Annotated in this window: 12 protein-coding genes; 6 read left to right on the forward strand and 6 right to left on the reverse strand. The window is 72.4% G+C overall.

The window, feature by feature from the left end; genetic code table 11:
* Nucleotides 1-49 precede the first annotated feature (49 nt).
* Nucleotides 50-1,348 carry an O-acetylhomoserine aminocarboxypropyltransferase/cysteine synthase family protein gene (locus CR165_RS05925; protein WP_109516059.1) on the forward strand — a complete coding sequence of 433 codons (1,299 nt, stop codon included), beginning with the start codon at nt 50-52 and terminating at the stop codon, nt 1,346-1,348.
* A complete protein-coding gene (gene hemB / locus CR165_RS05930; protein WP_109516060.1) occupies nt 1,345-2,346 on the forward strand; it encodes a porphobilinogen synthase in 1,002 nt (333 codons plus the stop codon). The genes CR165_RS05925 and hemB overlap by 4 nt, the downstream gene beginning before the upstream one ends.
* A 97-nt stretch (nt 2,347-2,443) precedes the next feature.
* Here hemB and CR165_RS05935 read toward each other — a convergent pair whose 3' ends face one another.
* From CR165_RS05935 to CR165_RS05960, 6 genes are all read right to left on the reverse strand, one after another.
* Nucleotides 2,444-3,397, reverse strand: a complete 954-nt coding sequence (locus CR165_RS05935) for an aldo/keto reductase (protein WP_109516061.1) — start codon at nt 3,395-3,397, stop codon at nt 2,444-2,446.
* Nucleotides 3,398-3,522: 125 nt separating this feature from the next.
* Nucleotides 3,523-4,671, reverse strand: a complete 1,149-nt coding sequence (locus CR165_RS05940; protein WP_109516062.1) for an alpha/beta hydrolase — start codon at nt 4,669-4,671, stop codon at nt 3,523-3,525.
* A gap of 155 nt (nt 4,672-4,826) precedes the next feature.
* On the reverse strand, nt 4,827-6,029 hold the full coding sequence (locus CR165_RS05945; protein WP_109516063.1) for a CaiB/BaiF CoA transferase family protein: 1,203 nt from the start codon (nt 6,027-6,029) through the stop codon (nt 4,827-4,829).
* A gap of 132 nt (nt 6,030-6,161) precedes the next feature.
* The gene (locus CR165_RS05950; RefSeq protein ID WP_109516064.1) at nt 6,162-7,484 is read right to left on the reverse strand and encodes an SLC13 family permease; all 1,323 of its coding nucleotides are present in this window, start codon (nt 7,482-7,484) and stop codon (nt 6,162-6,164) included.
* A 219-nt stretch (nt 7,485-7,703) separates the two neighbouring features.
* Nucleotides 7,704-9,242 (reverse strand): malonyl-CoA decarboxylase, encoded by a 1,539-nt coding sequence (locus CR165_RS05955; protein WP_109516065.1) that lies wholly within the window; start codon nt 9,240-9,242, stop codon nt 7,704-7,706.
* 137 nt (nt 9,243-9,379) lie between these two features.
* Complete coding sequence (locus tag CR165_RS05960; protein WP_109516066.1) at nt 9,380-10,063, reverse strand: GntR family transcriptional regulator; 684 nt, start codon at nt 10,061-10,063, stop codon at nt 9,380-9,382.
* A 189-nt stretch (nt 10,064-10,252) separates the two neighbouring features.
* Between CR165_RS05960 and CR165_RS05965 the strand changes: the two genes are divergently transcribed.
* The 4 genes from CR165_RS05965 to CR165_RS05980 all read left to right on the forward strand — a co-directional run bounded on the left by CR165_RS05965 (nt 10,253) and on the right by CR165_RS05980 (nt 16,407).
* Nucleotides 10,253-11,764, forward strand: coding sequence for an aldehyde dehydrogenase family protein (locus tag CR165_RS05965; protein ID WP_109516067.1), 1,512 nt, complete (start codon nt 10,253-10,255; stop codon nt 11,762-11,764).
* A gap of 185 nt (nt 11,765-11,949) precedes the next feature.
* On the forward strand, nt 11,950-14,214 hold the full coding sequence (locus tag CR165_RS05970; RefSeq protein ID WP_109516068.1) for an HWE histidine kinase domain-containing protein: 2,265 nt from the start codon (nt 11,950-11,952) through the stop codon (nt 14,212-14,214).
* Nucleotides 14,215-14,267: 53 nt separating this feature from the next.
* Complete coding sequence (locus CR165_RS05975) at nt 14,268-15,560, forward strand: AmpG family muropeptide MFS transporter (RefSeq protein WP_109516069.1); 1,293 nt, start codon at nt 14,268-14,270, stop codon at nt 15,558-15,560.
* 46 nt (nt 15,561-15,606) lie between these two features.
* Nucleotides 15,607-16,407 (forward strand): DUF1206 domain-containing protein, encoded by an 801-nt coding sequence (locus tag CR165_RS05980; RefSeq protein ID WP_219929697.1) that lies wholly within the window; start codon nt 15,607-15,609, stop codon nt 16,405-16,407.
* The last annotated feature ends 1 nt before the right edge of the window (nt 16,408 follow it).

Raw genomic sequence — 16,408 nt, forward strand, 5'->3', positions numbered from 1 at the left:
GCCCCCGCCCCGTGGCACCACAGCCCCCACGAAAAGCGGGAGGCGCAGTATGGCCAGCACCAGTAACCCCGAAACCCTCGCCCTGCATGCCGGCTGGCGGGCGGACCCCAGCACCGGCTCCGTGGCGGTGCCGATCCACCAGACCACCAGCTTCCAGTTCCAGGACACCGGCCACGCCGCCCGGCTCTTCGCGTTGGAGGAGGGCGGCAACATCTACAGCCGCATCATGAACCCGACGCTCGACGTGCTGGAGCGGCGCATGGCGGCGCTGGAGGGGGGCGTGGCGGCGCTGGCGCTGGGCTCGGGCCAGGCGGCCAGCAGCTTCTGCGTGATGAACCTCTGCGCGGCGGGGGACAACATCGTCTCCTCCACCGCCATCTATGGCGGCACCTGGAACCTCTTCGCCAACACGCTGAAGCAGTTCGGCATCGAGGTCCGCTTCGTCGACCCGGCCGACCCGCAGGCCTTCGCCGCCGCCTCCGACGACCGCACCCGCGCCTGGTACGCCGAGACGCTGCCCAACCCGAAGCTGGAGGTCTTCCCCATCGCCGAGGTGGCGGCGCTCGGGCGGGGCATGGGCATCCCGCTGATCATGGACAACACGGCGGCGCCGATCCTCTGCCGGCCGCTGGAGCATGGCGCGGCCATCGTCATGCACTCCACCACCAAGTGGATCGGCGGGCATGGCAGCAGCATCGGCGGCATCGTCGTCGATGGCGGCAATTTCGACTGGGCGGCCCACCCGGCACGCTTCCCCACCCTGAACCAGCCCGACCCCAGCTACCACGGCGCCGTCTGGACCGAGGCCGCGAAGCCGATGGGGCCCGTCGCCTACATCCTGCGGATGCGCACCTGCCTGCTGCGCGACATCGGCGCGGCGATGGCGCCGATGAACGCCTTCCTCTTCCTCCAGGGGCTCGAGACGCTGCCGCTGCGGATGGAACGGCACTGCGCCAACGCGCTGCGCGTGGCGGCCTTCCTCGCCGCGCACCCGGCGGTGGCGAAGGTGATCCATCCCTCCGTGGCCAGCGGCCCGGCGCGGCAGCGGGCGGCGCATCTGAAGGGCGGCCTCGGCAGCCTGCTCGGCTTCGAGCTGAAGGGCGGCGCCGAGGCGGGGCGCCGCTTCATCGAGGCGCTGCGGATGTTCTACCATGTGGCGAATATCGGCGATGCGCGCAGCCTCGCCATCCACCCCGCCACCACCACGCACAGCCAGCTCTCGGCCGAGGAGCAGGCGGCGGCCGGCGTCACGCCCGGCTATGTGCGTCTCTCGATCGGCATCGAGCATATCGACGACATCCTGGCCGATCTCGGCCAGGCCCTGGCCGCCGCCGGAGCAACAGCATGACCTCTCCCCTGGGGGCCTTCCCCGCCATCCGCCCCCGCCGCAACCGGCACGATGCCTGGACCCGCCGGCTGGTGGCCGAGCACCGCCTCTCGGTGGACGACCTGATCTGGCCGATCTTCGTCATGGAGGGCAGCGGCGGCATCTCCGATGTGGGCTCCATGCCCGGCGTGCAGCGGGTGACGATCGACCGGCTGGCGCAGCACGTGGCGCCGGCGGTGGAGCTCGGCATCCCCGCCATCGCCCTCTTTCCGATGACGCCGCCGGAGCGGAAGGATGCCGAGGGCACCGAGGCCACCAACCCCGAAAACCTGATGTGCCGCGCCTCCCGCCTGCTGAAGCGGGAATTCCCCGATCTCGGCCTGGTGGGCGACGTGGCGCTCGACCCCTACACCGACCACGGCCATGACGGCGTGATCCGCGACGGCTACGTGGCCAATGACGAATCCCTCGCCATCCTCGCCGCCCAGGCGGTGAACCAGGCGGAGGCGGGCATCGACGTCATCGCGCCCTCCGACATGATGGATGGCCGCGTCGGCGCCATCCGCGCCGCGTTGGACGGGCGCGGGCTGATCCACACCCGCATCATGTCCTACGCCGCCAAGTATGCCTCCGCCTTCTACGGCCCGTTCCGCGACGCGGTGGGCTCGGGCGGCGCGCTGAAGGGCGACAAGAAGACCTACCAGATGGACCCCGCCAATTCCGACGAGGCGCTGCGCGAGGTGGCGCTCGACCTGGCCGAGGGCGCGGACATGGTGATGGTCAAGCCCGGCATGCCCTATCTCGACATCGTCCGCCGGGTGAAGGACCGCTTCGCCGTGCCGACCTACGCCTATCAGGTGAGCGGCGAGTACGCGATGATCATGGCCGCCGTCCGCAACGGCTGGCTGGACCACGAGAAGGCGATGCTGGAGAGCCTGCTGGCCTTCAGGCGCGCCGGCGCCGATGGCGTGCTGACCTATTTCGCGGTGGATGCCGCGCGCAAGCTGCGCGAGCGCTGAAAGGCCGGGGGAGAAGGAATTCTCCCCCGGGCCCCCTCATCTTCTTTCTGTCAGAAAAAGGAGGGGGTTCGGGGGAGTTCCCTCCCCCGACCTTCCCTTACCCCACCGAGGCCCGGTCCAGCCGCTCGACATCTTCCGGATCGAGCCGGAGCGCCGTCGCAGCCAGCAGTTCCTCCAGCTGCTCCAGCTTCGTCGCGCTGGCGATCGGCGCAGTGATGCCGGGCCGCGCCATCATCCAGGCCAGCGCCACCCGCGCGGGCGTGGCGCCGTGCCGCGCCGCCACCGCGTCCAGCGCCGCCAGGATGCCGAGGCCGCGCTCGTCCAGGTACTTGGCGACGCCCTGGCCGCGCGGGCTCTGCCCGAGATCGGCTTCCGAGCGGTACTTGCCGGTGAGGAAGCCGGCCGCGAGGGAGAAATAGGGAATCACCCCCAGCCCTTCCTCCTGGCAGACCGCCTCCAGCGCCGCCTCGTAGCGCATCCGCTCGGCGAGGTTGTAGTGCGGCTGCAGGCTTTCGTAGCGCGGCAGGCCGAGGCGGGCGCTGGTCTCCAGCGCCTCCCGCAGCCGCGGCGCCTCGTGGTTGGAGGCGCCGATGGCGCGCACCTTGCCCTCCCGGATCAGTTCCGCGAAGGCGCCGAGCGTCTCCTCCAGCGGCGTCTCCGGGTCGTCCTTGTGCGCCTGGTAGAGGTCGATCCGCTCGACGCGCAGGCGGCGCAGCGAATCTTCCACGGCGCGGCGGATATAGGCGGCGGCCAGCCCCTTGCGGTCCGGCGCCAGCTCCATGCCCACCTTGGTGGCGATCACCACCTTCTCCCGCCGCCCGCCGCCCTGGGCCAGCCAGTTGCCGATCACCGTCTCCGACTCGCCGCCCTGGTGGCCGGGCGCCCAGACGGAATAGACATCGGCGGTGTCGATGAAATTGCCGCCCGCTTCCACGAAGCGGTCGAGCAGGCGGAAGCTGTCCGCCTCGCCCGCCGTCCAGCCGAAGACGTTGCCGCCGAGGCAGAGGGGCGAGACGCGCAGGCCGGAGCGGCCGAGTTCGCGCAGTTCCATGGCGGAATCTCCTTCCTGTCAGCCGGTCAGTATTGGCGCTTCCGGCCGGATGGGAAGCGCCGGATGCGCGGAGGGCGGCCCCCTGGCCGGGAGCCGCCCTCCGCAGCCAGGTCAGGCGCTGTGCCTCAGCCGCGCGGCACGGGGCGGCGCGGCGGCTGCGGCGGCACGATGGTCGGCGCCGGCAGGGCGAAGGCGGAGCGCAGCTCGCCCGCCATGAAGCGCTGCGCCTCGCCGGCACGGGCCAGCAGCTGCGGATCGGCGCCGAAGAACTCGTGCGTCACGCCCGGGTAGTCCTGCGCCACCACCTGCACGCCCGCCGCGCGCAGCTTGTCGGCCAGCATCATGCCGTCGCTGCGCAGCGGGTCGATCTCGGCGGTGACGATGACGGCCTTGGGCAGGCCGCGCAGCTCGGCCCGGCCATAGACATTCAGCCGCGGGTCCTGCAGCTCGGCCGGGCCGCTGGTGTACTTCTCGACGAACCAGCGCATCATCGCCGCGTTCAGCGGCTTGGCCATGGCGTTCTCGCGGTAGGAGGGCGTGGTCATGTCGGTGCCGGCCACCGGGTAGATCAGGCCCATTGCCACCGGCAGCGGCGCGCGCGCCTCGCGGGCCGACATGGCGGTGGTGATCGCCAGGTTGCCGCCGGCGCTCTCGCCCACCACGGCCACGCGGGAGAGGTCGGCGCCAAGCTGCGCCGCGTTCTGCACCGCCCAGATGTAGGAGGTGTAGGCGTCGTCATGCGCGGAGGGGAACTTGTTCTCCGGCGCCTGGCGGTAGTGCACCGAGAGCACCACGGCCTGCGCCTCGGCGGCCAGGGCGCGGGCCGAGGCGTCGTAGGTGTCGAGGTCGGCGATGACGAAGCCGCCGCCATGGTAGTAGACGATCAGCGGCAGCAGGGCGCGCGGCGGCTGGCCGGCGCGCGGCGGCTCCACGGGGCTGTAGAGGCGGGCCATCAGCGGCCCGGCATTGCCCGGGATCTCCAGGTCGCGCACCACCGGTAGCGGGCGCGGCGCGACGGGCAGGCCCTGGGCGCGCAGCCGGTGCTTCACCGCGTCGGCCATGCCGGGCTGGCGGCGCGCTTCCTCGGCGCTCAGTGTCTCGATCGGCTTGGGGTTCAGCGCCTGCAGGCTCTCCAGCAGCGCACGCATCTGCGGATCGGCCTTGCCGGTCGGGTCGGCGGGGGGCAGCGGCATCGGCTCGGTGGCGCAGGCGGCCACCAGACCGGCCAGGCCCATCGGCAGCAGCAGGCTGGCGCGGCGGGACATCATCGTCATCAGTATCTCCTCGGGAGCCACCCGCGTGTCGGCGGGCGGCCTTGCGAGGGCGGAACGTCAGGCCGGCGCTTTTGGTTGCCCGGCTCCCGCTTGCGGCCCGGAGCGGGAGGAGGCGCCGCCGCCCTCCCCCGCCCCGCCTGTTCAGACGATAAAGCTCAGACGATGCCTCCCTGGCGCATCGCCGCGATCTCCGCCTCCGAGTAGCCGAGGCCGGAGAGCACGCTCTCCGTGTGCTGCCCCAGCACCGGCGCGGCGGAGCGGTAGTCGGGCGGGGTGGCGGAGAGCTTCACCGGGTTGGCGATGACCTTCACGCTCTCGCCCGAGGCGTGCGGCATCTCCACCACCATGTTGCGCGCCACCACATGCGGGTCGGCGAAGACATCCTTCAGCGTGTTGATCGGGCCGCAGCCGATCTTCAGCGCCTCCAGCTTCTCGATCCACTCCTTGGTGGGGCGGGTCTTCGTCACCGCCGTCAGCGTCTCGGTCACCAGGGCGCGGTTGCCGACGCGGGCGGCGTTGGTGGCGTAGCGCTCGTCGGCCAGCAGGTGCTCCAGCGCGAAGTTCTTGCAGAAGCGCTCGAAGGTCGGGTCGTTGCCGATGGAGAGCACCATGTAGCCATCGGCGGTGGGAAAGACCTGGTAGGGCACGATGTTGGGGTGCTGGTTGCCGAGGCGCGGCGGGTTCTCGCCGGTGGCCAGGTAGTTCATGCCCTGGTTGGCGAGCCAGGCCACATGCGTGTCCAGCATGCCGATGTCGATCTGCTGGCCCTGCCCTGTCGCCTGCTTGTGGCGCAGCGCCGCGAGCACGCCGATGGTGCCGTAGAGGCCGGCGAACAGGTCGGCCACCGGGATGCCCACCTTCTGCGGCTCGCCCTCCGGCTCGCCGGTGAGCGACATGACGCCGCCCATCGCCTGGATCAGCGCGTCGTAGCCCGGGCGCGGCGCATAGGGGCCGGTCTGGCCGAAGCCGGTGATCGAGCAGTAGATCAGCCCCGGATACTTTTCCTTCAGCTGCTCCCAGCCGAGGCCGTACTTGGCGAGCGCGCCGACCTTGAAGTTCTCGACCAGGATGTCGGCCGTCTCCAGCAGCTTGTGGACGATGGCCTGGCCCTCGGGGCGGGCGATGTCCACCGTCACCGACTGCTTGTTGCGATTGACGCCGACGAAATAGGCGCTCTCCCGCGTGTTCGGCACATAGGGCGGGGCGAAGCCGCGGGTGTCGTCGCCCGCCTCGGGGCGCTCGATCTTGATCACCTCGGCACCCAGGTCGCCCAGCATCTGCGTGCAGGTGGGGCCCGCCAGCACCCGGGTCAGGTCCACCACGCGCAGGCCCCTCAGCGGGCCGGTCGGCTCAGTCATCGCTTCTGTCTTCCGTTTGCTGTCAACACTTACCACGGGTCGGGCGGCGTCGGCCGGCTTTCCGGCCACGCCCCATCAAGCCAGAAGCGGCGGCGGAGGGCCAGCCCACCCAAGCCGCTTCCGGCATGCCTCTCACAGCCAGCCGGGCACGATCAGCACCGCCCAGGCCAGCAGCGGCCCCGCCACCACGACGAGGCCGCTGTAGACGAGGAAGCGGCGGAACAGCTTCTCCCGCTCGCCCTCCGGCGCGTTGGCCAGCACCAGCGCGCCATTGGTCGAGAAGGGGCTGACATCGACAATGGTGGCCGAGATGGCCAGCGCGGCGATCATGCCGACCGCCCCGACCTCGCCCCCCGCCAGGAAGGGCACGGCGAGCGGGATGATGGCCCCCAGCACGCCGGTGGAGGAGGCGAAGGCCGAGACCACGCCGCCGATGTAGCAGAGCAGCAGCGCCCCCAGCAGCGGCGCGCCGAGGGCCACGACGCTGCCGCTCACCAGATCGACCGCGCCCGATTTCTGCAGCACGCCGACATAGGTGATGACGCCGGCGATCAGCAGCACGGTGGACCAGCTCACCTTGTCCACCGTGCCCTTCTGGGATTCGGGCGCCACCAGGGCCAGCGCCACGGCCACGGTGATGGCCATCAGGCCGACGTTCAGCCCGAAGGCGAGCGAGCCGACGCCGAGCACGAGCAGCCCCAGCAGCGTCAGGCCGCGCTGGGCGTCGAGGGCGGGCACGGCGTGCGGCTCCCCGCCCTTCGGCGCGGCGGGGGTGCCGCCATGGCCACGCACCGGCAGCGAGGGGCGGCCGCCTTCCTCGAACTCGTCATGCGCCACGCCGTCGCGCCGGCCGATCAGCCGGGCACCGCCGAAGACGAAGTACACCGCCACGGCGACCGCCAGGTTGAACAGCAGGCTGGCCAGGAACAGCACCATCTCGTCGCCCGGCAGCCCGGCGCGCTCGACGATCTGGTTGGTGATGCCGCCATAGATCGAGATGGGTGAGAAGCCGCCGCCCTGCGCGCCATGCACCACCAGCAGGCCCATCATCAGCGGGTCGATGTTGTAGTGGCGGGCGAAGCGGAGCGCGATGGGCGCGATGATCGCCACCGCCGCCGGACTGACCGCGCCGATGGCGGTGAGGATGGCGGCGACGCCGAACATCACCCAGGGAATGGCGGCGATGCGCCCGCCCACCGCCCGCACCGCCCAGTGCACCAGCAGGTCGATGGTGCCGTTCTTCTGCGCGATGGCGAAGAGGTAGGTAATGCCCACCAGGGTGACGAACAGGTCGCCCGGGAAGCCGGCCAGGATCTGGCTGGCCGTCATGCCGACCGCGAAGACACCGATGAGGAAGGCCAGGGCGAAGGCCAGCGCGCCCATGTTGATGGGCAGCGCCGTGCCCAGGATGAACATCACGACAAGCCCCATCGTGGAGGCGAGAGCGGGTGACATGGTCTTGGATCGTTCCTGCGGCTGGACGGGGCCGATGGGCTGCCGGTGGCTTCTTGGCGCCTGTGCGTTGCGGAAAGGCGGCGCGGCGCGGGGCCGCCTTCCTGTTCGGTGCCCCCGGCGCCGCGCTGCCGCTTGGCCCGGGGCTTTAGGGCAGAACGGGCGGGCGGTGGAACCCTCCCCCGCCGCCTGTCCCGCCCGCCGGGGCCATGGCCCCGCGGGTCAGGAGGCGGCGTTCTCGCGCGGGGGCGGGGCGGGCGCGGCCGGCTCCGGCGCCCCGCCGCTGCCGCCCAGCAGGCGCGGCAGCCGGGCGCGGGCGCCGCCGGTTGCCGGCGCCGGCAGGCGCGGCTGGGCCAGCATGGCCTCCACCGCCGCCGAGCGCGCCACCGTGCCGGAGCGGGTGAAGGCCTCGTGGTTGGCCTCGATGCTGTCGGGGTCGTAGAGGTAGTTCACCATCACCCCGTGCGATTCCTCCAGGCCACGCGGCGCGGTGTTGCCCAGCCAGTTGATGCGCTCCAGCCGCGCGCCATTGCCGAGGTGGAAGCGCGCCACCGGGTCGATGTTGCCCATGCCGGTGTTGGGGCGGGTCAGGTACTCGGCGGCCAGCCGCATCAGCGGGCCGCGCAGCGCCGCCTCGCGCGCCGGGTCGCGCCACCACTCGCCCTCGGCCACCTGCTCCAGCAGCGCGGCGGTGGAGAGGGGCCCGGCCTCGGCCACGCTCTCCTCCTGCGCGGGCGGCAGCAGGGCGGCCAGCGCGCCCCGCTCCTCCGGGGTGAGGGCCTGGCCATCGCGGTCCAGCCGGCGCTTCAGCCAGCGGCGGAAGCCCGGCACGGGCGAGAGGGTGGAGAAGTGCTTCAGCCCCGGCAGGTCGGCCTTCAGCTCCTCCACCACCTGCTTGATCAGGAAGTTGCCGAAGGAGATGCCGCGCAGCCCCTCCTGGCAGTTGGAGATGGAGTAGAAGATGGCGGTGTCGAACCCGGCGGGCGGCTGCGGCGCCGGGTCGCGGCTGAGCGCCAGCAGCGGCTGGATGGCGCCGGCCAGCCCCTTCACCAGCGCCACCTCGACGAAGATCAGCGGCTCGCCCGGCAGGGCGCGGTGGAAGAAGCCGAAGCAGCGCCGGTCCGGCGCGAGGCGGCGGCGGAGGTCCTCCCAGCCCTGGATCTCGTGCACCGCCTCGTAGCGGATCAGCTTCTCCAGGATGGCGGCGGGGGTGTCCCAGTCGATCCGGCGCAGCTCCAGGAAGCCGCGGTTGAACCAGGAGGTGAAGAGGTGGCGCAGGTCGGAATCCAGCGGCTTCAGCGCCGGCTCGCGCTTCAGCCCGGCCAGCAGCTCGGTGCGCAGCGCCACCAGCGCGGCGGTGCCGCCGGGCGCCATGTTCATCCGCCGCAGCAGCTCCTGGCGGGGCGGCTCGGCGCATTCGAACAGCGCCATGGCCCGCTCGGCCGAGGGCTCGGCCAGGTAGGCCTCAGCGGCGGCGCGCAGGCTCTCCTGGTCGGGCAGGAAGTTGCCGGCGAGGAAATGGCGGAAGGCGGCGCGGTCGCCCGCCTCCAGCGTGCCCAGCACCTGCAGCAGCTCGCGCGCCACGGCCGCGCCGGAGGCCTCGCCCCGCTCGGAGAGCAGCGCCATGGCCAGCAGCCGCGCGCGGTCCAGCGGCGGGGTGGCGGCGCCGGGCACGTCGGCATAGGGCCGGCCGCGATCGGCGATCCCGGACCAGAGCCGCTCGATCCAGGTGCGCGCGCCAAGGGTGATGGACAGCGCCATGGAACTTCCTCCCGCATAGCGGGGCGTGCTACCCGCAGCCCCAGGCCAGCCAGTAGAGCGCAGGCCAGGCGGTACGGGAACCGGAAATTATGCGGCGCCCCGTTCCGCATGAACTTTTGTATGCAAAACTCCGCGGATCAGTTCGCTTCGCCCACAATTTCCCGGAGATCACCCTGCATGAAGCGCGCCAGCGCGGCGCTGGCGGAAAGCATGTGCGCCCGCATCAGCTGCGCCGCCTCGTCCCCTGCCCCGCGCAGCATACGCTCCAGCACCGCTTGGTGCTCGGCATAGGATTGCTCGATGCGCCGGTCGCCCCGGTACTGGGCGCGGCGATAGGGGGCCAGGCGCTGCCGCAGCCCCGCCGCGTGCTCGGCCAGCACGCCGTTGTGGGTGCCGCGGTAGATCAGCTCGTGGAAGCCCTGGTTGTAGGCATCATAGGCCGCCAGCGCCCCGGGCCGCTCCTCCGGGCAGGGGTGGAAGCCGGCCTGGAGCGCCTGGAGGGCGAAGCGCTCGGTGGCCGTCATCCGCCAGGTAGCGAAGCGGGCGCACATCGCCTCCGTCTCGGCCAGCAGTTCGAACAGCTCGCCCAGCCGCTCCAGCGAGACCCGCGCCACCCGGGCGCCCCGGCGCGGGGTGATCTCCACCATGCCCTGCGCCGCCAGCTCGCGCAGCGCCTCGCGCACCGGGGTTCGGGAGGCGCCGAAGCGCCCGGCCAGCGCGCCCTCGTCGATCTCGCTGCCGGGCGGCAGGCGGCCGGCGGTGATGTCGTCGGCCAGGCGCAGGCGGATGGTCTCGGCCAGGGTGGGCGATGCAAGGCTCATGGGGGCGGATGCTGCCCCCGCCCCGCGCCCGCCACAAGACGCACACCACGAGGCAGGGCGCCGGGTCAACTTGATGGGTTGCCGGGATGGGTTGCCGGCATGGGTTGCCCTGGCGCGTGGCCCGGCGCATCGTCCGCGGCCAAACCGTTTCCGCGGCCGGGCCGTTCCGGCCGAACCAGGAGGAAAGCCATGCTCGACCGCCCGAACCCCGCCCCGGAGGCCCCCTGCCTGGACCCCTTCGCCCTGGCGAAGGCGCTCTCGGGCGTGCATTTCATCGGCGGCCGCTACACCCCGGCCCGCTCGGGCCGCACCTTCGCGGTGGTGAACCCCGCCACCGGCGGGACGGTGGCCGAGGCGGCGGACGGGGATGCCGCGGATGTCGAGGCCGCGGTGGCCGAGGCGGCGCGCGCGCAGAAGGAATGGGCCAAGGTGCCCGCCCGCAAGCGCGGCGCGCTGGTGCACAAGGCGGCGCAGCTGATCCGCGAGCATGTCGAGGAGCTGTCGCGGCTGGTGGCGCTCGAGACCGGCAAGGCGCTGCGCACGGAGAGCCGCGTCGAGGCCAACAACGTGGCCGACATCTTCGAGTTCTTCGGCGGCCTCGGCGGCGAGATCAAGGGCGAGACGGTGCCCTTCGCGCCGGAGGTGCTGAACATCACGGTGCGCGAGCCGCTCGGCGTGGTGGGTGCCATCATCCCCTGGAACATCCCGATGATGCTGATGGCGCTGAAGGCGGCGCCCGCGCTGGTCGCCGGCAACAGCATCGTCGTCAAGTCGGCGGAGGAGGCGCCGCTCGCGGTGCTGCGCATCGTCGAGCTGATGAACCGCGTGCTGCCGGCGGGCGTGTTCAACATCCTCTCCGGCCAGGGGCCGGAATGCGGCGCGCCGCTCGTCGAACATAAGCTCGTGAAGAAGGTGACCTTCACCGGCTCGGTCGAGACCGGCAAGATCATCTACCGCGCGGCGGCGGAGAAGCTCATCCCCGTCACGCTCGAACTCGGCGGCAAGTCGCCGATGATCGTCTTCGCCGATTGCGATTTCGAAAAGACCGTGCAGGGCGCGCTGACCTCCATGCGCTTCACCCGCCAGGGGCAGAGCTGCACGGCGGCCAGCCGCATCTTCGTCGAGCGCCCGATCTACGAGAAGTTCGTGGCCGAGATGGCCAAGCGGGTCGATGCCATGGTGATGGGCGACCCGCTGGACGAGAAGACCGACATCGGCACCATCATCTCGCCCGGCCAGTTCGAGAAGGTGCAGGGCTTCATCGAGGAGGGGAAGGCCACCGCCGGCGCCGAGGGCCGCGCCTGCTCGGCGATGCCCGCCGATCCCGCGCTGAAGAAGGGGCTGTTCATCCAGCCGCACATCTTCACCGGGCTCGACAAGGAGAGCCGCCTGGTGCGCGAGGAGATTTTCGGCCCCGTCACCGTCGTGTTTCCCTTCGACGACGCGGAGGCGGTGCTGGAGGCGGCCAACGACACCGAGTTCGGCCTCGCCGCGAGCGTCTGGACCAACAACCTCAAGATCGCGCTCGGCTTCGCCCACCGCATCGAGGCGGGGCTGGTGCAGGTGAACCAGAACCTCGTCGTGCAGCCGAACCTTTCCTATGGCGGCGTGAAGGCCTCGGGCCTCGGCAAGGAGGCGAGCCTGGAATCGATGCTCGAGCACTTCACGCACAAGAAGACCATCATGGTGAACATGGCCTGAGGCCGTTCGCCGACATCGCCCGCTTCGTAAGTTTTCGTCACGAAGCGGGCGATACTGCGGGGGCCGTGGCCTGAACAACGCAATGTGCTTCGCGCGCCGCAGGGGTTTCGGCTAGGCCGGTCACGCCTGCCTGAATTGTCCTGCGCGGTCATCTGGGGGCAGGCAGCCTCAGAGATTGGCATGGCATGAGCACTGGAAAGCTGCAGGACAGGACCGCGCCGAAACCCCGAAGACCTGCCCGCTTCCGTGTCCACATCCTGCGGCTGGTGCTCGCCACGGCGCTGCCGCTGGTGGCACTCTCGGCCGGCCTCGCGGTGTGGACGGCGCAGGAGCAGCGCGGCGACATGCTGCGCGCCATGGCAGACACCGCCAACGCGTTGCAGCTCGCGGTCGACCGCGAGCTGCGCGTCACCATCGCGGCGTTGGAGGTGCTTTCCACCTCGCCCGACCTCGACCGCGCCCTGCAGCAGGAGGCGGCGGAGCAGGCGCTGGCCTCGTTCCACGCCCAGGCCTCGGCGCTGGTGGCGCGCCGCACGGCGGCGCTGCTGAATGTCAGCCTCTACTCGGTCGGGACAGCCCGCCAGGTGCTGAACACGCTGGTGGTCCCCGGCGCGGTGCTGCCGGCCGGCCGGCCGATGCGCTTCCCGCCCCGCCCGGAGACCGCCGGGCAGGAGGCCCCCGCCTTCATGCGCGCCGTGCTGCAGGGGGACGAGCCCTATGTCTCGGACCTCTACTGGCCGGCCCTGGCGCGCAACTGGGTGGTGGCCGTGGCCCTGCCGGTGCGGCGGGAGGGGCGCACCATCGCCGTGCTGGCGGCCAATCTCCGCCCCGAGGGCATTGCCCGCATCCTGCAGGACCAGTCGCCGCCGCCGGGCTGGATCGCCTCCGTGGTGGACCGCTCCGGCATCGTCGTCGCGCGCTCGCTGGAGCAGGAGGTGTGGCTCGCGCAGCCCGCCACGCCGGAGATCCGCGCCTTCCTGCAGGCCGGCCAGGGCCGGGGCGGGCTGGTCCGCACCCATTCCTACGACAAGGTGCCGGTCTACGCCGCGGTCCGCCGCACCGGCACCATGCCCTGGATGGTGGTCTACGCGGCGCCGCGCCTGCAGGTGGACGGCCCGCTCTGGCGGGCGCTCGGCCTCGCCAGCGTGGGCGGGCTGTGCGCCGCCCTCCTGGCCGCGCTGGCCGCGCTGTGGCTCGGCCGCATACTGGGGCGGGAGATCGAGGGGCTGGGCATCGACGCCGCCGCCGTCGCCCTGGCGGAGGCACCGCCCCCGGCCCGTGCCTCCGCCACGGTGCGGGAGGTGGCCATGGCGCGGGCCAGCCTGATCCGCGCCGGCGAGGCGCTGCGCCTGCGCGCCCGTGCCAAGCGGGAGGCCGAGGCCAACCAGGCGCTGCTGGTGCGCGAGGTGGACCACCGCGCCAAGAACGCGCTGGCCGTGGCCCTTTCCCTGGTGCGGCTGGCCCCGCGCGACGTACCGCCGGAGCGCTTCGCCACCTCGGTGGAGGGGCGTGTCGCCGCCATGGCGCGGGCGCACGCGCTGCTGGCCAGCCATGCCTGGCTGGGGGCCGAGCTGCGCGCGGTGGCGGAGGGCGAGCTGGCCGCGCACCAGGGCGCCGTCCGCATCGACGGCCCGCCGGCCCGCATCGCCGCGATCGCCGTGCAGCCGCTGTCCATGCTGCTGCATGAGATGTCCGCCAATGCGGTGCGGCATGGCGCGCTGAGCCACCCGGAGGGACGCCTCTCGCTGAGTTGGGCCTTCACCGGCCAGGATGGCGGGCTGCGCCTGTTGTGGGAGGAGAGCGGCGTGCCGCAGGCCGACACCGCGCCGCCCGACCTGCCGCCACCGCGCCCCGGCTTCGGGCTCCGGCTGGTGCGGCAACTGGCCGAGCGGCAGCTGGGCGGCCTGCTGCGCCTGGTCTGGGGCGAGGATGGGCTGCGCGCCTCCCTCACCCTGCCGGCCCGGCATGTCAGCGCGCCGGACGGCCCCGCCTGGCGCACCGCCGCGCCGATCCTGGCCACCCCGGCCGAGGCCGCCACGGCGCTGCTGCCGCTGATCGACGACCCCTCCTCTCCGCCCAGCGTGCTGGTGGTGGAGGATGAGTCGATGCTGGCACTGGAGGCGGCGGTGCTGCTGCAGGAGATGGGCTGCACGCCGGTGGGCCCGGCGCACACCCTGCAGGAGGCGCTGGCCCTGGCAGCCGGCACGCCGCGGCTGAGCGCCGCGTTGCTGGACGTGAACCTGGCCGGCGAGGTGGTCTTCCCGCTCGCCGAGGTGCTGCGGGCGCGGCAGGTGCCCATCATCTTCATCACCGGCTATGGCAGCGATGCCGAGCTGTCCGTCCATGCCGCGGCGGCCACGGCGGTGCTGCGCAAGCCCTATGCGCGCGGCGCCCTGGCCGAGGCGCTGGGCCGTGCCCTGCGCCACCGCCCGGAGCCGGGCACCGCCTGAGGCGGCGCGGCGGCGGTTCAAAAGCCGCCCCGCGCATGGCAGGGTGGGCGCCCATGCGCCTTCCCCTCCCCGCGATCGCCAGCGACCGCCGATTCCTCATCATGCTGGCCCTTGGCTTCTCCGCCGGGGTTCCGCTGCCGCTCACCGCCTTCGTGCTGCGGCAGTGGATGTCGGAAGCCAACATTCCGCTCACCGCCATCGGGCTGACGGCGCTGATCGGCCTCTCCTACTCGCTGAAATTCCTCTGGGCGCCGCTGATCGACCATGCGGCGCCGCCCTTCTTCCGCCGCTGGGGCCGGCGGCGCGGCTGGCTGGCCAGCATCCAGCCGGTGCTGGCGCTCGCCATCCTGGCGCTCGGCTTCACCAACCCGGCCGTGGCGCCGGAGATCACGGTGGCGGTCGCGGTGCTGGTGGCCTTCCTCTCCGCCAGCCAGGACATCGTGGTGGATGCCTACCGCATCGAGTTCCTGGAGGAGCGGCAACAGGGCCTCGGCCTCGCCTACTATGTCTGGGGCTATCGCGGCGCGCTGCTGGCCTCCAACGCCGGCGCGCTGACGGTGGCCGAGTTCGCCGGCTGGACGGCAGCCTTCGCCTATTGCGCGGCGCTGGTGGGCATCGGCTTCGTCGCGGTGTGGCGCGGGCCGGAGCCGGCGGCGGCGCCCGCCTCGGCGCTGGGCTGGTCGGCGCGGCTGCGCGCCGCGGTGGTGGACCCCTTCGCCGATTTCGTCCGCCGCCCCTACTGGCTCTGGATCCTGCTGTTCATCGCCCTGTTCAAGCTGGGCGAGGCGCTGGCGGGGGTGATGACGGCGCCCTTCTACCGCGATCTCGGCTTCTCCCGCACCGAGGTGGCGGCGGTCTCCAGCGTGTTCGGCCTGTTCGCCACGCTGCTCGGCGCGCTGGCGGGGGGCTGGCTGGTGGTGCGCATCGGCACCGCCCGCGCCCTGGTGCTGACCGGCCTGACGCAGATGCTCTCCAACCTGATGTACGTGGCGCTCGCCCATGCCGGGCACGACATGCCCATGCTCTGGGCCCAGGTGGGCGTCGAGAACTTCACCGACGGCCTGGCCGACGCCGCCTTCGTCACCTACCTCTCCAGCCTCACCAGCCGCGCCTTCACCGCCACGCAATACGCGCTGCTCTCCTCGCTGGCGGCGGTGCCGCTGCGCACGCTGGGCGCCAGTTCCGGCTCCCTCGCCGAATGGCTGGGCTGGGCGGATTTCTTCCTGCTCACCACCTTCGCGGCGCTGCCGGCCATGGGGGTCATGCTGTTCCTGCTGGCACGTCTGCCGCCGGCGCGGCGACACCCGCCGGAAGAGAGTTCGGCGCTGCCTGCATCGGAAAGCTGAGTCGCGGCGTTACAGAGGTCCCGCACTCGCACCGGAGGCCCTGCCCGTGCCATCCCATCGCCATGCGCTCGAGATGTTCGCGCGGCTCGGCTACGCCGCGCGCGGCGCGGTCAGCCTGATTATCGGCTCGCTGGCGCTGCTGGCGGCCGTCGGGCCCGGCGGCCAGGCCACAGGCTCGAAGGGGGCGCTGCGGGAGCTGCTGCTGCACCCCTTCGGCGGCGTCCTGCTGGGCGTGGTGGGGCTCGGCCTGTTCGGCTTCGCCCTGTGGCGGGCCCTGCAGGGGCTGCTCGATGCCGACAACCATGGCCACGGCGCCAAGGCGCTGGCCATCCGTGGCGGCGCCCTGATCTCGGCGGTCGCCTATACCGGCCTCGGCATCTCCGCCTTCGGCCTCCTGCTCGGCCGCGGCGGCGGCGGCGGCGGCGACGACCAGTCGGCGCAGGACTGGACGCGCTGGCTGCTGGCCAAGCCGGCGGGCGAGGTGCTGGTGGCGCTGATCGGGCTGATCGTCATGGGGGTGGGCGTGGCGATGCTGGCGCGCGGCTGGCGCGCCTCCTTCACCCGCCACCTGCGCTGCCCCGCCGAGGCCTCCCACTGGGTGGTGCCGCTCGGCCGGCTCGGCTTCGCGGCGCGCGGGGTGGTGTTCCTCATCATCGGGCTGTTCCTGGTGGTGGCCGCCTGGCAGTCCGACCCGCAGGAGGTGCGCGGCCTGGGCAGCGCCCTGCTGGCCCTCCAGGCGCAGCCCTTCGGCCGCGTGCTGTTCGGGGTGGTGGCGCTGGGCCTGGCCGCCTTCGGCGCCTTCGAGTTCGCGGAGGCGCGCTACCGCCGCATCGACGCGCCCGGCTGAG

The sequence above is a fragment of the Teichococcus aestuarii genome (assembly GCF_003116135.1).
Lineage (GTDB): Bacteria > Pseudomonadota > Alphaproteobacteria > Acetobacterales > Acetobacteraceae > Pseudoroseomonas > Pseudoroseomonas aestuarii.

What these genes read in the sequence shown, in the direction of transcription:
- CR165_RS05975 (WP_109516069.1), top strand. Translation starts at nt 14,268, where the DNA reads ATGCGCCTTCCCCTCCCCGCGATCGCCAGCGACCGCCGATTCCTCATC.
- CR165_RS05935 (WP_109516061.1), bottom strand. Translation starts at nt 3,397, where the DNA reads ATGGAACTGCGCGAACTCGGCCGCTCCGGCCTGCGCGTCTCGCCCCTC.
- CR165_RS05945 (WP_109516063.1), bottom strand. Translation starts at nt 6,029, where the DNA reads ATGACTGAGCCGACCGGCCCGCTGAGGGGCCTGCGCGTGGTGGACCTG.
- hemB (WP_109516060.1), top strand. Translation starts at nt 1,345, where the DNA reads ATGACCTCTCCCCTGGGGGCCTTCCCCGCCATCCGCCCCCGCCGCAAC.
- CR165_RS05950 (WP_109516064.1), bottom strand. Translation starts at nt 7,484, where the DNA reads ATGTCACCCGCTCTCGCCTCCACGATGGGGCTTGTCGTGATGTTCATC.
- CR165_RS05970 (WP_109516068.1), top strand. Translation starts at nt 11,950, where the DNA reads ATGAGCACTGGAAAGCTGCAGGACAGGACCGCGCCGAAACCCCGAAGA.
- CR165_RS05955 (WP_109516065.1), bottom strand. Translation starts at nt 9,242, where the DNA reads ATGGCGCTGTCCATCACCCTTGGCGCGCGCACCTGGATCGAGCGGCTC.
- CR165_RS05960 (WP_109516066.1), bottom strand. Translation starts at nt 10,063, where the DNA reads ATGAGCCTTGCATCGCCCACCCTGGCCGAGACCATCCGCCTGCGCCTG.
- CR165_RS05925 (WP_109516059.1), top strand. Translation starts at nt 50, where the DNA reads ATGGCCAGCACCAGTAACCCCGAAACCCTCGCCCTGCATGCCGGCTGG.
- CR165_RS05965 (WP_109516067.1), top strand. Translation starts at nt 10,253, where the DNA reads ATGCTCGACCGCCCGAACCCCGCCCCGGAGGCCCCCTGCCTGGACCCC.
- CR165_RS05940 (WP_109516062.1), bottom strand. Translation starts at nt 4,671, where the DNA reads ATGACGATGATGTCCCGCCGCGCCAGCCTGCTGCTGCCGATGGGCCTG.